This window comes from Levilactobacillus lindianensis, assembly GCF_003946095.1.
In the GTDB taxonomy this organism is placed as follows: Bacteria; Bacillota; Bacilli; order Lactobacillales; family Lactobacillaceae; genus Levilactobacillus; species Levilactobacillus lindianensis.
In genome coordinates, this window is record NZ_RHOD01000003.1 from 56,307 (window position 1) to 69,010 (window position 12,704).

Genomic DNA, 12,704 nt, shown 5'->3' on the forward strand with positions numbered 1-12,704 from the left:
CGGTTACTTCTTGAGGTTGTCTTCAACGTAAGACCGAACTTCATCGTCGGACTTCGCATCAATTTCCTTCATCGAAGCTTCAGTTTTATCAGTGTCGTGCCCATTGGCTTCCATGAAGTGGTCCCACAGTGCGTCACGAACAGGCATAGTCTGGTCGGACCAGTCGAATACTTCTGTCATCTTTTCATCCAATAAAGCAGTCTTTTCAAAATCAGCCATAACCAATTACCTCCAAAAAGAATTTGGGGTCAGTGGAATTTGTGATTGGCATGAATCTCACCGGCTTCATTTTTAATGTTAGTCCTTTTGGGGAAAAATGGTAAATATTTTGTTTAGATGATCCGCTAGGTCTATTGACGATTTTTATGAAAAACGGGAGAATGAGAGATATCAGAGGGGCAGAAAACTGCCAGAAAGTGGTGTGTGGTATGGAATACCGACAACTCGGGAAGACTGGGTTCAAGATTAGTGAAGTGTCATTAGGAACTTGGCAACTAGGATCGAAATGGGGCGATCCATTCGACGAAAATGACGCGCAGAATACTTTAGCCGCAGCCTATGATGCAGGGGTAAACTTCTTTGACACCGCCGACATCTATCAGGATGGGTTGAGCGAACGCGCCTTAGCTACGTTTATTAAAGACAAACGCGATAAGGTCTTCGTTTCCACTAAGGTGGGCCGGAAACTCGACCCACACGTGGCGAGTGGGTACACGCCTGCTAATATAACCAAGTTCGTGGAGGCGAGTCTCCAGAATCTAGGCGTAGATGCCTTAGACAACGTGCTCTTACACTGTCCACCAACTGCGGTGTACTATACGCCAGAAGTCTTCTTTACGCTCGACCAGTTGAAAAAGGCCGGGAAGATTAAGAACTATGGTGTGAGTGTGGAACGCGTCGAGGAAGCCATGAAGGCCTTGGATTATGATATCTCCGCCGTGGAAATTATCTACAACATGTTCCGCTTACGTCCAGCCGATCGTTTCTTCCAGATGGCACAGGAACAGAACGTGGGTATCATTGCCCGAGTTCCTTTGGCCAGTGGCCTGTTAAGTGGGAAGTACACCTTAGATACGGCGTTTGGTAAGGCCGATCACCGGAGCTTCAATCGTCACGGGGAAGCCTTTGATCAAGGCGAAACGTTCTCTGGGGTGGATTACGCGACCGGTGTACGCGCCGCTGGTGAACTCAAGGAACGCCTGCACGCGGGAGATCAACTGGCACAGATGGCCCTGCGTTACATCCTAATGGCCGATGCCGTTAGCACGGTGATTCCTGGGGCATCCAAGCCGGAACAGATCAGTCGTAACGTGGCGGCTGCCGACGTTCCCGCCTTTACGCCGGAACAGATGGCGATCGTGCGCGACGTCTATGACAAGTACATCAAGAATCCCGTTCAATATCGCTGGTAAATAAAAATGACCATTAGCCCGTTTTCAAACGTGGCTGATGGTCATTTTAACTTAATCGGCCTGAAGTTCTAGTACCCAGTTGGCCGCTTGATCGTTGGTATTAATCGCATCCGGGTCGTCCATTAGGGTCTCGTTGATACGTACGACGGTCCCCGCGGTGGGGGTCTGGAAGTTTTGAACGGCCTTGTCGCTCTCGACTTCGAGAATATCGTCACCAGCCTCCAGATGATCACCGCTGAGAATGGGGAGATCCACGAAGCTCAGCGTACCCATTTGTTCTCGGGCGTCGCTAGCGAGCCCCAGTCGGTAGTGGCCTTGGTCACGCTGTTCTAGCCAGACGCCGTCCGTAATGGTGAGATCGGGTGCCGTCTGATGGCGGTGCTGCCACCAGTTCGTGAGTCGTTGCCAAATTGTTTGTGTCGCCATCGCAGTCCGCTCCTTCTTAATCGTGACTTCAGTATAGCCTTTTGCCGCCAGGCCTGACAACTGGAACCACCTGAGAATTGGTGCGGGGAGAGCCGGTATGCTAAACTACGTTTATGAGAATGAGACGAAGGGGCTGACACGATGTTTCTAATTGATACCAATCGCAATGGGCGGGCAGTTACGGATGCGGTTGTAAACCAATCCATTGATAATTATTTGGTCAATGATCTTAAGTTACCGGGTCATGGATTTATGATGTATGTTAATCGGCCGGCCGTGATCGTCGGAATCAATCAGAGCGTGGCGGCCGAGGTGGATTTTCACTACTTAGCGGATCAAAATGTTCAGTTGGTACGCCGAACTTCCGGGGGTGGCGCCGTCTATCACGATGAACGCAATTTAATCTTTGAGCACATCGTAAATGGCGATCCTCAGGATGGCACAACATTTGGCGACTACACCGTCTTCGCCGAGCCTATTTTAAAGGCACTACAGGCTATGGGAGTTCCGAACCTCGGTATCCGCCACAAGAGTAATCTGGTAGTTGGCGAGAAGAAGTTCTCGGGAATGACCATGTTTAAAAACGGAGATGGTTATGCCGCCGGTGGCACTATCATGTATGACCTCAACGTCGCCGCGGCTCACCGGGCACTCTTGCCGGTTACGAAGCATGCCCATCGAGGAGTGGCCTCCAATCGCGTGGCCATTACCAATCTTCGCCAGTATTTGGCACCGGCCTATCGCGACCTGACAATTCAAGAATTCAAGACGGCCCTGCTGTGTCATATTTTTAAGGTAGACCGCTTGGAGCAGATTGAGACCTATCATCTGACGGATCATGACTGGTCGGTGATTGATCAGCGGCTGGCGGAGAAATACCGCACGGACGCCTGGAACTACGGGGCTAATCCGGGGCTACGGGAGTATCGCCGTTGTCGGTTGATAAAGGGCGATCTTCATCTAAACTTTACGCGGCAGGCGGGCCAGTACCGGCGGGTGGCCTTGTTTGGCACGGTGGCCACTCCCGCTGAATTAACAGCGATTGCGGCCGAGTTAACGGGACTACCGGCGACGGTGGCAGCCATTAAACCCATCCTTACCACTGCCGTCGCACAGGGTGTTCTGGCGCCGGGGGATGTTGATCCCGTGGTGGCCGCACTGACTGAGGAGGGAAAATAATGAAGGGCAAGTATGCCGTCAATCAATATGTAGGGGTGCCGGTAGCGGCCAATGCTTCGGGCCAATACGAGATTAAACGGGAACCGGATGGGGACTTCAAGCTGCATTCTTGGCGAACAGGGAAACACAGTAAGGGCAAGTACCAAGGGGTTGGCCAGATCTTTCTGACGGAAAACAACCTCAAGGTGGCCGTAGTGGCTGCTTATCCCGTTCCATTTAAGGAACGCCACCAGTTTACACCGATGCAACGACTGACCAGCGAATTCGTGGGTTCGGACGTTCTTGAATTAGCGCAGGCACAACTAACAAACTAGAGTTCTGAAAGCTATAATCGAATGGATTATGGCTTTTTTAGTTCCTGTTGAATTGGGCCACCTGCGGCTGGGAGAGTTGTTAATGATGGCATTGGCAGGTGCAGCAGGGCCTCATATCGCTTTGCACGGTTACTAGCAGTTTCTTCAGTCAATCATGGCTTGATTTCAGAAGCGCATGGAATCTAGTTAAAAATTGATTCAGAGTAAGACAAAAAATCCTGACCAAAAGTATTCATACCTTTGGTCAGGATTTAATTGTTTCAGGATATCTGTGAATTGGCTAATTTTGGTAGAATTACTGAATTTGGTTATTGGAATTTTACTTTTGAATCCGAGCATTGTCATCATTAAGAAGACAGCCTTGCCTGATTGCCGTCGTATCGATATATCCTGGTTCGAAGCTAATGGACAAAATAAGCACTCTTGAAATTAGACTGTGTGCCGACCGTATTGTAGACGACCCCGTTCAATTTAGGATTGACCAGGTACGTGCTGGCAGGCTGTATCAGTGGCGTGACTCCCTGTTCACTCATGAGGACGCCCTCGGCCTTGAGGAGTGTCTGCCAGCGCTTAGAATTGAAGCTAGGGGCATTGCTGGCTTGATCAATGAGGTCGTCGTAAGTCTCGTCTGACCAGTGACCAAAGTTAGCCGCGTTGTCGGTAGTGAAGAGGTCGAGCATAGCTAGGGGATCGGCATATTGGGCGCGTTGAACGGCGACTGTCATATCGGCAGTTGCTGGGGCATACTCTCGGTTGAGTTCCTCATTTCTGGGTTTTAGGTTAATTGTCAGCCCAGGAAGGGTCGCGGTGAGTTGTTGTTTGAGAATTTTGGCGACCTTTTCACCGGAATAATTGTCTGAGTAGCCGAGGGTCAAAGTGACCTTTTTGAGATGGGTGGCCGCTAAGGCAGCACGCCACTCGGCTTGTGCGGTTTTGGGTAGAAAGGCAAGTGTCTTCTGTTCAGGTTGGGCAGCCGCAAAGTCCGAAGTTCCGCGGACGCCACGACTGAGGCCAGCAGGGACGATCCCCTTGGCGGGCAGTGATGTGGCCCCGTATGAGGCACTGGTCAAAATCTGACGATTAATCGCGTGGGAAATGGCCAATCGCGCCATTCTCTGCCGCATCAACCGATTACTAGTGGCCTGGCCACGTTGCCGGTAGACCAGGTTGACCATCTTTGAGTAGGGCCGCGCCGTATAGTCCGCACTCTTCTCAAAACTCTTGAGATTTGTTTTATTGACGAGGCGGATCTCATCCAATGAGCCGGATTCATAGGCATTCCAGGCGGCTCGCTGGCTCGGATACATCCGGACGTCAATCTGGCGAAGGTAGACGTGCTGACGATCCCAGTAATGGGGATTCGGCACCATATGCCAGTGTTGTACGCTGAAGTCGTGGTTGGCGACCATGAAAGGCCCCGCGTAGACCTGGTACTGGGGCTTGGTACCGTAGCGTTTGCCCATCTTTTTCGCAAACTTTTCGTTTTGGGGCCCGAATAGGGGGAAGGCCAGTCGTTGTGGGAGTTCAGCCATCGGGTGGTCAAGGTGGACGACCAAGGTGAACTTATTGGGCGCACTGACCCCCAATTGGCTGGCTGGTAACTTGCCATTTAGGATGCGGCGGGCATTTTGAATACCGTCAAATAGATCGGCGTTGGGGGCCTTGGTGCGCGGATTCAGCGCGCGTTGCCAGGAGAAAACGAAGTCGTTGGCGGTAATTACGTCACCGTTACTCCAATAGGAGTCTTTCCATAATGTAAAGGTATAGGTGGTTCGACTGGGATTGATCTTGACCTTCTTGGCCAGAGCCAACTCGGTATCGCTGTCGCCCATAGCCGAATAGAGACCTTCGATCGTGTTATTTAGACGACCAAATTGGGTAAGCTTGTCTGTGTCTAGACTGGTGATGGGGTGAGTTGTTGCGAGGGTTAAGTCTTGATTTTTAGTCATGACTCCCTGACTGTCGCTATGGGTATCTGTTTCGTGACTGGACGTGCAGCCGGTCAAAACGATACCGAGCATCAGGATCCCTAAGATTCGCCAATATTTCACGTTTACCCCTCCGATAATGAATGATGGTCTTCTCTGATAATAGGTGAGCGGGACGGTGGCGTCAAGCTGATTTGATTCGGTGACTTGTAGCTCTGTGGGGAATTCGCTAGAATGGGGAAAACAAGTAGAGGAGCTAGACGGATGGAACATTGGTCACCAGAAACAATTGTCGATTTTCGCCGCACTCTCCTGGCGTGGTATGACGCCGAGGGCCGCGACTTACCCTGGCGGCATGGACGGAACCCTTACCATACTTGGATCAGCGAGGTGATGTTGCAGCAGACGCAGGTGCAAACGGTCATTCCTTATTATGAGAACTTTATTGCGACCTTTCCGACGGTAGCTGACCTTGCTCAGGCACCAGAAGCCACCTTACTGAAGGCCTGGCAGGGGCTGGGTTACTACTCTCGAGCGCGTAACCTTCAACGTGCGGCGCGGCAATTAATGACGGATTATCATGGGCAGTGGCCCCAAACGGCGGCTGAGTTGGAAGACTTAATTGGAGTCGGTCCCTACACGGCCAGCGCCATCGCCAGCATTGCCTTTGATCAGGTCGTGCCGGCGGTGGACGGCAATGCTTTTCGGGTGTTTGCGCGGTTGTTAATGATTGACGCCGACATCGCCAAGCCAAAGACGCGTGCCCTCTTTACCGATATTATTCAACCGATCGTGGATCCCCAACGTCCAGGAGCCTTTAATCAGGCAATCATGGACCTGGGGTCGAGCTACATGACCGCTAAGAATCCGGACCCAGAGCAGTCCCCAGTCCGGCGATTCGATGCCTCCTATCGTGCGGGTCGGGTGTTAGATTTTCCAGTGAAGACCAAGGCTCCTCGTCCCAAATTGATGCCCTATTATGGTCTGATTATCCATTCACCAGCGGGGTATTTATTGACCCAACGGAGCAGTCAAGAGATGCTGACGGGTTATTGGAGTTTTCCTCTCGTTAAGCGCGCCGACCTGCGCGACCAGGACAGACCGACCGAGACGACCGAAGAGGCCGATCTAGCGGTCTTACAGGAAAAGTGGGCACAAGAGAATCAACTGACGTTAGACTTAAAACCACTCGGTGGCCGTCAGGTTAGCCATACCTATACGCACCAGCGTTGGCAGGTGAAGCTACTCGTGGCGGAACTGACGACGACACCGACACTGGACTTTCTTCCGGGTCGCTGGGTGGCTGCCGATCACGTGACAGCGTTACCACTACCTAAGGTTCAAGAAAAGATGATGGCCCGCTATGAACAACAGATTGGGCAACCGGTATTCCAAGAGAATTAGTTTCGCTTCGTGTAAAGTTGCAGTATTATCAAAGTAATCAATGATTCGGCGTGGTCAATGACTTTGACCACGATGACTGTTAAGAAATTTGGCATTCGTGTGGGTCGTTACGAGGGGGTACTTAATCATGCAAACTGTGTTTGATGTTCTCAAGTCCATATCTGTGAATCATCAAGAAGTCGAAAGCCATCAGGTGGTTGTAACCGATGCGAAAGGTAAACCTAATGGGTTATTGACCGACTTGCTTCATGATTTAATTAACAATGCATTGCTCTTTGTCTCGCTCAAGGAGATGGCGACTGCGCCAGCATTAATCGAACGGCTGAGAAGCCATACGCCGCTCCCTGACGACGTATTGAGTGAGTACAGTAAGATTCTAACGGAACCGTGTTACGGGTTGAATTTCGCGCCACAGAAGGCTCAAATTGAGCTGATTGTGCGACGGTAGGAGGGATAGCGTGACGGACGACTTAATTGAAACGGCTCCGGGGGCCAATACCGCGCCACCGGTCTTGCTCTTACAGGGAACTGGCGGGACTAATGAAGAAATGTTGACGTTTGGTCGTCGGTTGGCGCCACAAAGCCCGCTGATCACGATTGGTGGTCGGCTGGGTGAAGGCGCCCAGCGGCAGTATTTCCAACAGACCGCGGCTGGTCCCGTTGACCCCCAGCAGGTTGCCCATGAATCGGACTGGTTGGGTGCCAGCATCCGCCAGGTCTGTCAGAACCATCGCTGGGAGGTGGACCAGTTAATTACGGTGGGCTATTCTAATGGGGCCGCGATGGCCGCCTATGGATTGCGGACCGGTGATCTGCCTGGGGCCACGGCGGTTTTATTTCACCCGTTATGGCTCGCTGCTCCCCAGATTGTGAGTCGGCCAAAATTAAATATTTGGTTATCTGCAGGGCAACGTGACCCGCTAGTTTCAGTGGCCACGGTGCAACAAGTTGCGGCGGATTGTCGGCGGACAAAAGCCGCGGTAACCCTTTACCAGACCGGCGGGAGCCACATGCTGACACCGCAGGAAGTCAGCGCCGCTAAAGCATGGTTGGGTGAAAACGATTAAGGGCATGTGCCAAAAAAGATTTAAAAATCGAGCACTTCTCATTTGCTATTTTGGAGAATACCTGTTATTCTATTGATAATGTATTTATGGTTCGGAAGTTTTAAAGGCTCGACGTTCTTATAAGAATGGCTCCTTTTTACCCCAGCTTTCAAATGCAAATAATATTGCGCTATGCGCACACGGAGGTTTCATTCTTATGGAACAAGGTACTGTTAAATGGTTTAACGCTGATAAAGGTTACGGCTTCATCACTTTGGAAAACGGCTCAGACGTGTTCGTTCACTTCTCAGCTATCAACAGTGAAGGCTTCAAGACGCTTGAAGAAGGCCAACACGTATCCCTTGATGTAGAACAAGGCGACCGTGGCCCACAAGCTGCTAACGTATCGGTTGTCGACTAATTTACATTAGCCTAAATCGTGTCGTAAAAACCACTAACTTCGGTTAGTGGTTTTTTTATGCCTATTTAGTTATCGCGTGAAAGGCGAATTACTTGTAAAGTTTGGTTAGTCAGTTTACGATAAGATTAATAAAATTAGGCGGTGATTTTGAATGAGTGAAAAGGTTTTTAACCAAGCAAAGTTAGCCAAATTCGACGGACAGGATGGCCAGCCAGCCTATGTGGCCGTTGATGGTGTGGTCTATGATGTGTCTAACGTTGATGCCTGGCAGGATGGCAAGCACCATGGCAACTTGGCCGGTCAGGAACTGACCAGCGTGATCGATGGCCAATCGCCACACGGTCGTAAGGTCTTGGCAAAACTTCCCGTGGTAGGCAAGTATCAGGACGACTAGGATCTAGTGGTCGGCAAATATAGAGATAGTCTAAATTAGGCGCCGTGAGCGAAAATGCTCACGACGCCTAATTTTAATTCGTTCTGATGATCCCTGAAAGATGTCGCAAGAGAGATTCGAACCCTCGACCTACGGTTTAGAAGACCGTTGCTCTATCCAGCTGAGCTATTGCGACCTAATTGAAGTCTGCTCGACAACTTCTTAATTATAGAGAAGCCAACGCGACCTGTCAATTACTGTTGGGAATTGCCGAGGACCGTTAACCCCCATTTAATTTTGTAGGATTAACTTACTAGCTGGGTGAAATCTCAAGAATTTTTAATTTTTGATCAAAATCGCTTGCAATGTTCCTGTAACATTACGATAATATAACTGTAACCTAAAAGTTGACGGGGGGAATTGCTATGCATGCACTAGTTATTATTTTATTCATTATTGGTTTAGCGGCGGGTGGTCAGTTGTATCTCAACAACCGAGAGGCTTTCCGAAAAAATAGTAAGCATCTCGCTACCCGAAACAAGTTACACGACGATTCTGACCGTCGTTTGATCTAACTGAATTTTCATTTAGCAGTGACCGGAGTATTGATTCTGGTCACTTTTCTTATACGCATTTTTAATGAAAGGGCTAGATTGTCGGGCTAACCGGGCGCCAAGTCCCCAGGCCGTGGTGTTTTGTGATAAAGTGAGGCTACAATCAAGGATAGAAAGGGCGTTTACGTGACAATGAAGACGTTAGTATTGGTCGCTCATCCTCACCTGGCGGATTCGAGCAGTCAGCAATTTCTAAAAGAAAGTCTCCCGGATTCGGGAGTGGTTTGGGAGTGGTTGGATGGTCAGCAGGTCCTTGACGTGGATCAGGAACAAACGCAGTTGCGGCAGGCTGACCGAGTCATTTTTCAGTTTCCGCTTTACTGGTTTGCGGCGCCGGCGAGTCTCAAGCAGTGGGAGGATACAGTTCTGACCCGGAAGTTTGTCTACGGTGATCATCGCTACCCGTTGGCGGGTAAAGAGCTTGGCGTTGTCGTGACGACGGGGATGCCTGGTAAGGCCTTCCAACGCGGCGGGGCCGAGGGCCTCACCTTAGATGCAGCCTTAGCCCCATTAGCGGCAGTCGCACAACGCGCCAAGATGACGTGGTTGCCAACCTTCGCCATTCACCAATTTGGCTACTTAACTGAGACAGAGAAGCTGCAGTTGGTCGTTCGTTATCAACGTTACTTGACGCAGTCTCAGCCGGATAGTTTGACGACGCGTCAAGCGTGGTTTGCCGAACGATTACCAGGCATGATTGATCGACTCCCCGTGGACCAGCAGGCGGCAGGTAAACTAATTGCCAGCGTCTTCGATCAGAAGAGCGCGGACTTAGACCAATTGACGGATACCCTGGCACTGATAAAGGAGCAGAGTGATGACTGAAAATGCAGCTTGGCTAAATGAACAGATTGACCACTTGGCCCAGCAACAGGCTAAGTTTACTGATCGCGCCTTTTGGCTGGCCCTAAAGGACCTGATCGCTGAACAAGATCGACGAGCCGATCAGCTGGGCGGCGAGGTAGACGGCCGGACTTGGAGCCCGGATCAGTGGTAAATGGTCGCCTAAATAAAAGGGCCACGACAATAGTCGTGACCCAAAATTCAACAGGTTTAATCTAGATTAGAAGTCTTGTTTCATGGCAGCCCAGTGGTTAATCGGGCCGAACTTGTGACCAACCTCAACAGGGTTTCCAATTGCCGTGTTCACGAACTGCTTGGCAATCATGATGGCATCCTTCATTGGTGTCGCTTTGGCAAGCTCGGCAGTGATACAAGCGGAGAGGGAGTCACCAGTACCGTTCACCCGGTCGGTGTCATGGTAGGGTTCGCTCAACCAGAAGCTTTCGCCAGATTCTAAGAGGACGAAGTCTTTGACGTGCGTCTGGTTTTCCTTGGCGTGGCTGCCCTTGGCAATGACGTTTTTGGCACCCATCTTTTGCATCTTGCGGGCAGCTTCTTCCATATCGGCATCGTTGTTGATGGTCATTTCAGCAATCTTCTGCGCCTCATAGAAGTTGGGTGTCAGTACCGTCGCCAGTGGCAATAGTTCGGTTCGAAGGGTGTTAAAGGCGCTCTCTTCCAGGAGTTGGTTACCGTGCTTGGTCATGATGACAGGATCCACGACTAGGGGACCGAAGTCAGCAGCCTGATAGTTTTTGACGACATTGCGGATCAATTCGGAATCGGCGAGCATCCCGGTCTTAGTGGCCTTGATGTGGTAATCGTCGGCGAGGTCCTTGAATTCTTGGTCAATGAAGTCCGTCGGCATGGGGACGCTGGCGTGGATGCCGTAAGAATTACCAGCGACACAGGCTGTGATGACTGAGGCACCATGGACGTGGCGGGCAAAGAAAGTATGTAGGTCGGCTTGCATGCCGGCACTACCATCGCTATCAGACCCAGCGATGGTGAGGGCTTGTGGAAATGAGTTGACCATAAGAATGAGACCTCCAGTGTTTTAAGAATGGGTCTAGCATAGCATAAGTGATTGGAAGCACGCTATTAAGTCCCTCTATAAATAAATCTATGAGGAGTGATGACCATGCCTAAAGCCTTACGTCAGTTGATTTTCTGGTGGGTCATGGGGGGTGCCGTGAGCTGGTATGCCATCGTGGGATCGGTGACGGTGGTCTATCGAATCTTTTCCAACGAACCGGTAACTTTATCGGTTGGGATCGGATTATCTGTGATAAGCTTAATAGGGTTAAGTCGTGCCGCCAAGCGTGGTTCAGCGTGGGGGCTCGTACCCTCAACTGTGATCGCCATCGCCTTGCTTTTGGGATTGGTGGCGGATGCCACGTTATTGGGGCTCGGTGCGACGATCCCGGGTTTTTATTAGGTGAAAAATAGAATTGTAGGAGGTCGATTAACGCCCATGTTAATTCAACAAGGTCTTATCGAAAATGCAACACAACCGCAAGATATTCGGATTGAGGATGGCAAGTTTACGGCAATTGCCGATCATTTAACAGCAAAAGATCACGAGCAAGTGATTGATGCGCACGGTAAATTGATTTTGCCACCATTTGTTGATCCTCACGTTCATTTGGACAGTACCATGACGGCCGGTGACCCAGAGTGGAACCAATCCGGAACCTTATTCGATGGTATCCGCATTTGGTCGGAACGGAAGAAGACGCTCAGCATTGAAGACGTCAAAACCCGTTCACGCCGAGCTTTGGAACTTCAAGCCTCGCATGGGGTGCAGTTCGTGCGGTCTCACGTGGACGTCACCGACCCCAACCTTACGGCATTGAAAGCCTTAATTGAGGTTCGTGATGAGGTTAAAGACTTTATTGAATTACAATTAGTGGCCTTTCCCCAAGAAGGGATTCTCTCCTTCCCCCATGGGAAAGAATTGATGGAACAAGCTGCGAAGTTAGGTGTCGATGTGATTGGGGCAATTCCGCATTTCGAATTCACCCGTGAATACAGTGTGGAATCCCTTCACTTCGCCGTTGAACTGGCGCAGAAGTATGGGAAATTAGTCGACGCCCACTGTGACGAAATCGATGACCCAGCTTCTCGTGGCCTGGAAACGTTGGCAACGTTAGCCTTAGAGACTGGCTTGGGCGATCAAGTGACGGCCAGTCACACCACGGCAATGGGCTCGTACAACAATGCCTATGCCTACAAATTGATGCGTCTCTTACAGATGTCACACATTAATATGATCTCTAACCCATTGATTAACACCCACTTGGGTGGCCGCTTCGACACGTATCCTAAGCGTCGTGGTTTGACCCGCGTGAAGGAATTGAACGCTGCCGGGGTTAACGTCGCCTTTGGGGAAGATGACATCAAGGATCCATGGTACCCAATGGGTGACGGGAACATGTTGGATGCCCTGCACATGGGGATTCATGTGACGCAGATGATGGGCTACGATGACATCATGGGGTCTTACAAGTTCGTTACGACGAACGGGGCCAAAGCCATGCACGTCGGGGACCGCTACGGCATCACCGTTGGCAAGCCTGCTAACCTGGTTATTATGAACAACGATAACTTCTACAATGCTCTGAACCAACGTTCCGAGGTACTTTACTCGATTCACCACGGTAAGGTGATTGTGAAGACCGATCCTAAGCAGGTTCATCTGGACCTTTAATCTTAAATTAACCAACGACCTTTTCTGCCTAACG

General features: G+C 50.5%; 17 protein-coding genes and 1 tRNA gene. 13 read left to right on the forward strand and 5 right to left on the reverse strand.

Features of this window, described 5'->3' with window-relative positions; genetic code table 11:
- Window positions 1-3 precede the first annotated feature (3 nt).
- Entirely contained in the window at window positions 4-219 is a 216-nt protein-coding gene (locus tag EKM70_RS01620; protein WP_125544640.1) for a P8 family protein, read from the reverse strand.
- A 209-nt stretch (window positions 220-428) separates the two neighbouring features.
- On the opposite strand from EKM70_RS01620, the gene EKM70_RS01625 reads away from it, so the two are divergent.
- Window positions 429-1,412, forward strand: coding sequence for an aldo/keto reductase (locus EKM70_RS01625; protein WP_125544642.1), 984 nt, complete (start codon window positions 429-431; stop codon window positions 1,410-1,412).
- 51 nt (window positions 1,413-1,463) lie between these two features.
- On the opposite strand, the gene EKM70_RS01630 is transcribed toward EKM70_RS01625, so the two are convergent.
- A complete protein-coding gene (locus EKM70_RS01630; RefSeq protein ID WP_125544644.1) occupies window positions 1,464-1,838 on the reverse strand; it encodes a glycine cleavage system protein H in 375 nt (124 codons plus the stop codon).
- A 141-nt stretch (window positions 1,839-1,979) separates the two neighbouring features.
- Here EKM70_RS01630 and EKM70_RS01635 point away from each other — a divergent pair, with 141 nt between their 5' ends.
- Window positions 1,980-3,017: a lipoate--protein ligase family protein gene (locus EKM70_RS01635; RefSeq protein ID WP_125544646.1), complete on the forward strand. Its 1,038-nt coding sequence runs from the start codon at window positions 1,980-1,982 to the stop codon at window positions 3,015-3,017.
- On the forward strand, window positions 3,017-3,331 hold the full coding sequence (locus EKM70_RS01640; protein WP_125544648.1) for a DUF7671 family protein: 315 nt from the start codon (window positions 3,017-3,019) through the stop codon (window positions 3,329-3,331). Before EKM70_RS01635 ends, EKM70_RS01640 begins: the two co-directional genes overlap by 1 nt.
- A 401-nt stretch (window positions 3,332-3,732) precedes the next feature.
- Here the strand turns inward: EKM70_RS01640 and EKM70_RS01645 are convergent, their stop codons facing one another.
- Window positions 3,733-5,382: a peptide ABC transporter substrate-binding protein gene (locus EKM70_RS01645; RefSeq protein ID WP_225416355.1), complete on the reverse strand. Its 1,650-nt coding sequence runs from the start codon at window positions 5,380-5,382 to the stop codon at window positions 3,733-3,735.
- A 141-nt stretch (window positions 5,383-5,523) separates the two neighbouring features.
- Here EKM70_RS01645 and mutY point away from each other — a divergent pair, with 141 nt between their 5' ends.
- The 5 genes from mutY (at window position 5,524) to EKM70_RS01670 (ending at window position 8,524) form a co-directional block, all read left to right on the forward strand.
- On the forward strand, window positions 5,524-6,663 hold the full coding sequence (mutY, locus tag EKM70_RS01650; RefSeq protein WP_125544650.1) for an A/G-specific adenine glycosylase: 1,140 nt from the start codon (window positions 5,524-5,526) through the stop codon (window positions 6,661-6,663).
- A gap of 127 nt (window positions 6,664-6,790) precedes the next feature.
- Entirely contained in the window at window positions 6,791-7,111 is a 321-nt protein-coding gene (locus tag EKM70_RS01655; RefSeq protein WP_125544652.1) for a hypothetical protein, read from the forward strand.
- A gap of 10 nt (window positions 7,112-7,121) precedes the next feature.
- On the forward strand, window positions 7,122-7,730 hold the full coding sequence (locus EKM70_RS01660) for an alpha/beta hydrolase (RefSeq protein WP_125544654.1): 609 nt from the start codon (window positions 7,122-7,124) through the stop codon (window positions 7,728-7,730).
- A gap of 196 nt (window positions 7,731-7,926) precedes the next feature.
- Window positions 7,927-8,130 carry a cold-shock protein gene (locus EKM70_RS01665; protein ID WP_011668621.1) on the forward strand — a complete coding sequence of 68 codons (204 nt, stop codon included), beginning with the start codon at window positions 7,927-7,929 and terminating at the stop codon, window positions 8,128-8,130.
- Window positions 8,131-8,281: 151 nt separating this feature from the next.
- On the forward strand, window positions 8,282-8,524 hold the full coding sequence (locus tag EKM70_RS01670) for a cytochrome b5 domain-containing protein (RefSeq protein WP_125544656.1): 243 nt from the start codon (window positions 8,282-8,284) through the stop codon (window positions 8,522-8,524).
- 101 nt (window positions 8,525-8,625) lie between these two features.
- On the opposite strand, the gene EKM70_RS01675 is transcribed toward EKM70_RS01670, so the two are convergent.
- Window positions 8,626-8,699, reverse strand: a tRNA-Arg gene (locus EKM70_RS01675).
- Between the two features lie 229 nt (window positions 8,700-8,928).
- On the opposite strand from EKM70_RS01675, the gene EKM70_RS11325 reads away from it, so the two are divergent.
- From EKM70_RS11325 to EKM70_RS01685, 3 genes are all read left to right on the forward strand, one after another.
- Window positions 8,929-9,078 (forward strand): hypothetical protein, encoded by a 150-nt coding sequence (locus tag EKM70_RS11325; RefSeq protein WP_164506294.1) that lies wholly within the window; start codon window positions 8,929-8,931, stop codon window positions 9,076-9,078.
- Between the two features lie 171 nt (window positions 9,079-9,249).
- On the forward strand, window positions 9,250-9,942 hold the full coding sequence (locus EKM70_RS01680; RefSeq protein WP_125544658.1) for an NAD(P)H-dependent oxidoreductase: 693 nt from the start codon (window positions 9,250-9,252) through the stop codon (window positions 9,940-9,942).
- Window positions 9,935-10,114 carry a hypothetical protein gene (locus EKM70_RS01685; protein ID WP_125544660.1) on the forward strand — a complete coding sequence of 60 codons (180 nt, stop codon included), beginning with the start codon at window positions 9,935-9,937 and terminating at the stop codon, window positions 10,112-10,114. The genes EKM70_RS01680 and EKM70_RS01685 overlap by 8 nt, the downstream gene beginning before the upstream one ends.
- Before the next feature lie 66 nt (window positions 10,115-10,180).
- On the opposite strand, the gene thiD is transcribed toward EKM70_RS01685, so the two are convergent.
- Entirely contained in the window at window positions 10,181-10,996 is an 816-nt protein-coding gene (gene thiD / locus EKM70_RS01690) for a bifunctional hydroxymethylpyrimidine kinase/phosphomethylpyrimidine kinase (protein WP_125544662.1), read from the reverse strand.
- Between the two features lie 105 nt (window positions 10,997-11,101).
- On the opposite strand from thiD, the gene EKM70_RS01695 reads away from it, so the two are divergent.
- On the forward strand, window positions 11,102-11,398 hold the full coding sequence (locus tag EKM70_RS01695; protein WP_125544664.1) for a hypothetical protein: 297 nt from the start codon (window positions 11,102-11,104) through the stop codon (window positions 11,396-11,398).
- A 36-nt stretch (window positions 11,399-11,434) separates the two neighbouring features.
- A complete protein-coding gene (gene codA, locus EKM70_RS01700; protein WP_125544666.1) occupies window positions 11,435-12,670 on the forward strand; it encodes a cytosine deaminase in 1,236 nt (411 codons plus the stop codon).
- Window positions 12,671-12,704 lie beyond the last annotated feature (34 nt).

What these genes read in the sequence shown, in the direction of transcription:
- EKM70_RS01635 (WP_125544646.1), top strand. Translation starts at nt 1,980, where the DNA reads ATGTTTCTAATTGATACCAATCGCAATGGGCGGGCAGTTACGGATGCG.
- EKM70_RS11325 (WP_164506294.1), top strand. Translation starts at nt 8,929, where the DNA reads ATGCATGCACTAGTTATTATTTTATTCATTATTGGTTTAGCGGCGGGT.
- mutY (WP_125544650.1), top strand. Translation starts at nt 5,524, where the DNA reads ATGGAACATTGGTCACCAGAAACAATTGTCGATTTTCGCCGCACTCTC.
- EKM70_RS01640 (WP_125544648.1), top strand. Translation starts at nt 3,017, where the DNA reads ATGAAGGGCAAGTATGCCGTCAATCAATATGTAGGGGTGCCGGTAGCG.
- EKM70_RS01630 (WP_125544644.1), bottom strand. Translation starts at nt 1,838, where the DNA reads ATGGCGACACAAACAATTTGGCAACGACTCACGAACTGGTGGCAGCAC.
- EKM70_RS01680 (WP_125544658.1), top strand. Translation starts at nt 9,250, where the DNA reads ATGAAGACGTTAGTATTGGTCGCTCATCCTCACCTGGCGGATTCGAGC.
- EKM70_RS01625 (WP_125544642.1), top strand. Translation starts at nt 429, where the DNA reads ATGGAATACCGACAACTCGGGAAGACTGGGTTCAAGATTAGTGAAGTG.
- thiD (WP_125544662.1), bottom strand. Translation starts at nt 10,996, where the DNA reads ATGGTCAACTCATTTCCACAAGCCCTCACCATCGCTGGGTCTGATAGC.
- EKM70_RS01620 (WP_125544640.1), bottom strand. Translation starts at nt 219, where the DNA reads ATGGCTGATTTTGAAAAGACTGCTTTATTGGATGAAAAGATGACAGAA.
- EKM70_RS01685 (WP_125544660.1), top strand. Translation starts at nt 9,935, where the DNA reads ATGACTGAAAATGCAGCTTGGCTAAATGAACAGATTGACCACTTGGCC.
- EKM70_RS01665 (WP_011668621.1), top strand. Translation starts at nt 7,927, where the DNA reads ATGGAACAAGGTACTGTTAAATGGTTTAACGCTGATAAAGGTTACGGC.
- EKM70_RS01670 (WP_125544656.1), top strand. Translation starts at nt 8,282, where the DNA reads ATGAGTGAAAAGGTTTTTAACCAAGCAAAGTTAGCCAAATTCGACGGA.
- EKM70_RS01695 (WP_125544664.1), top strand. Translation starts at nt 11,102, where the DNA reads ATGCCTAAAGCCTTACGTCAGTTGATTTTCTGGTGGGTCATGGGGGGT.
- codA (WP_125544666.1), top strand. Translation starts at nt 11,435, where the DNA reads ATGTTAATTCAACAAGGTCTTATCGAAAATGCAACACAACCGCAAGAT.
- EKM70_RS01655 (WP_125544652.1), top strand. Translation starts at nt 6,791, where the DNA reads ATGCAAACTGTGTTTGATGTTCTCAAGTCCATATCTGTGAATCATCAA.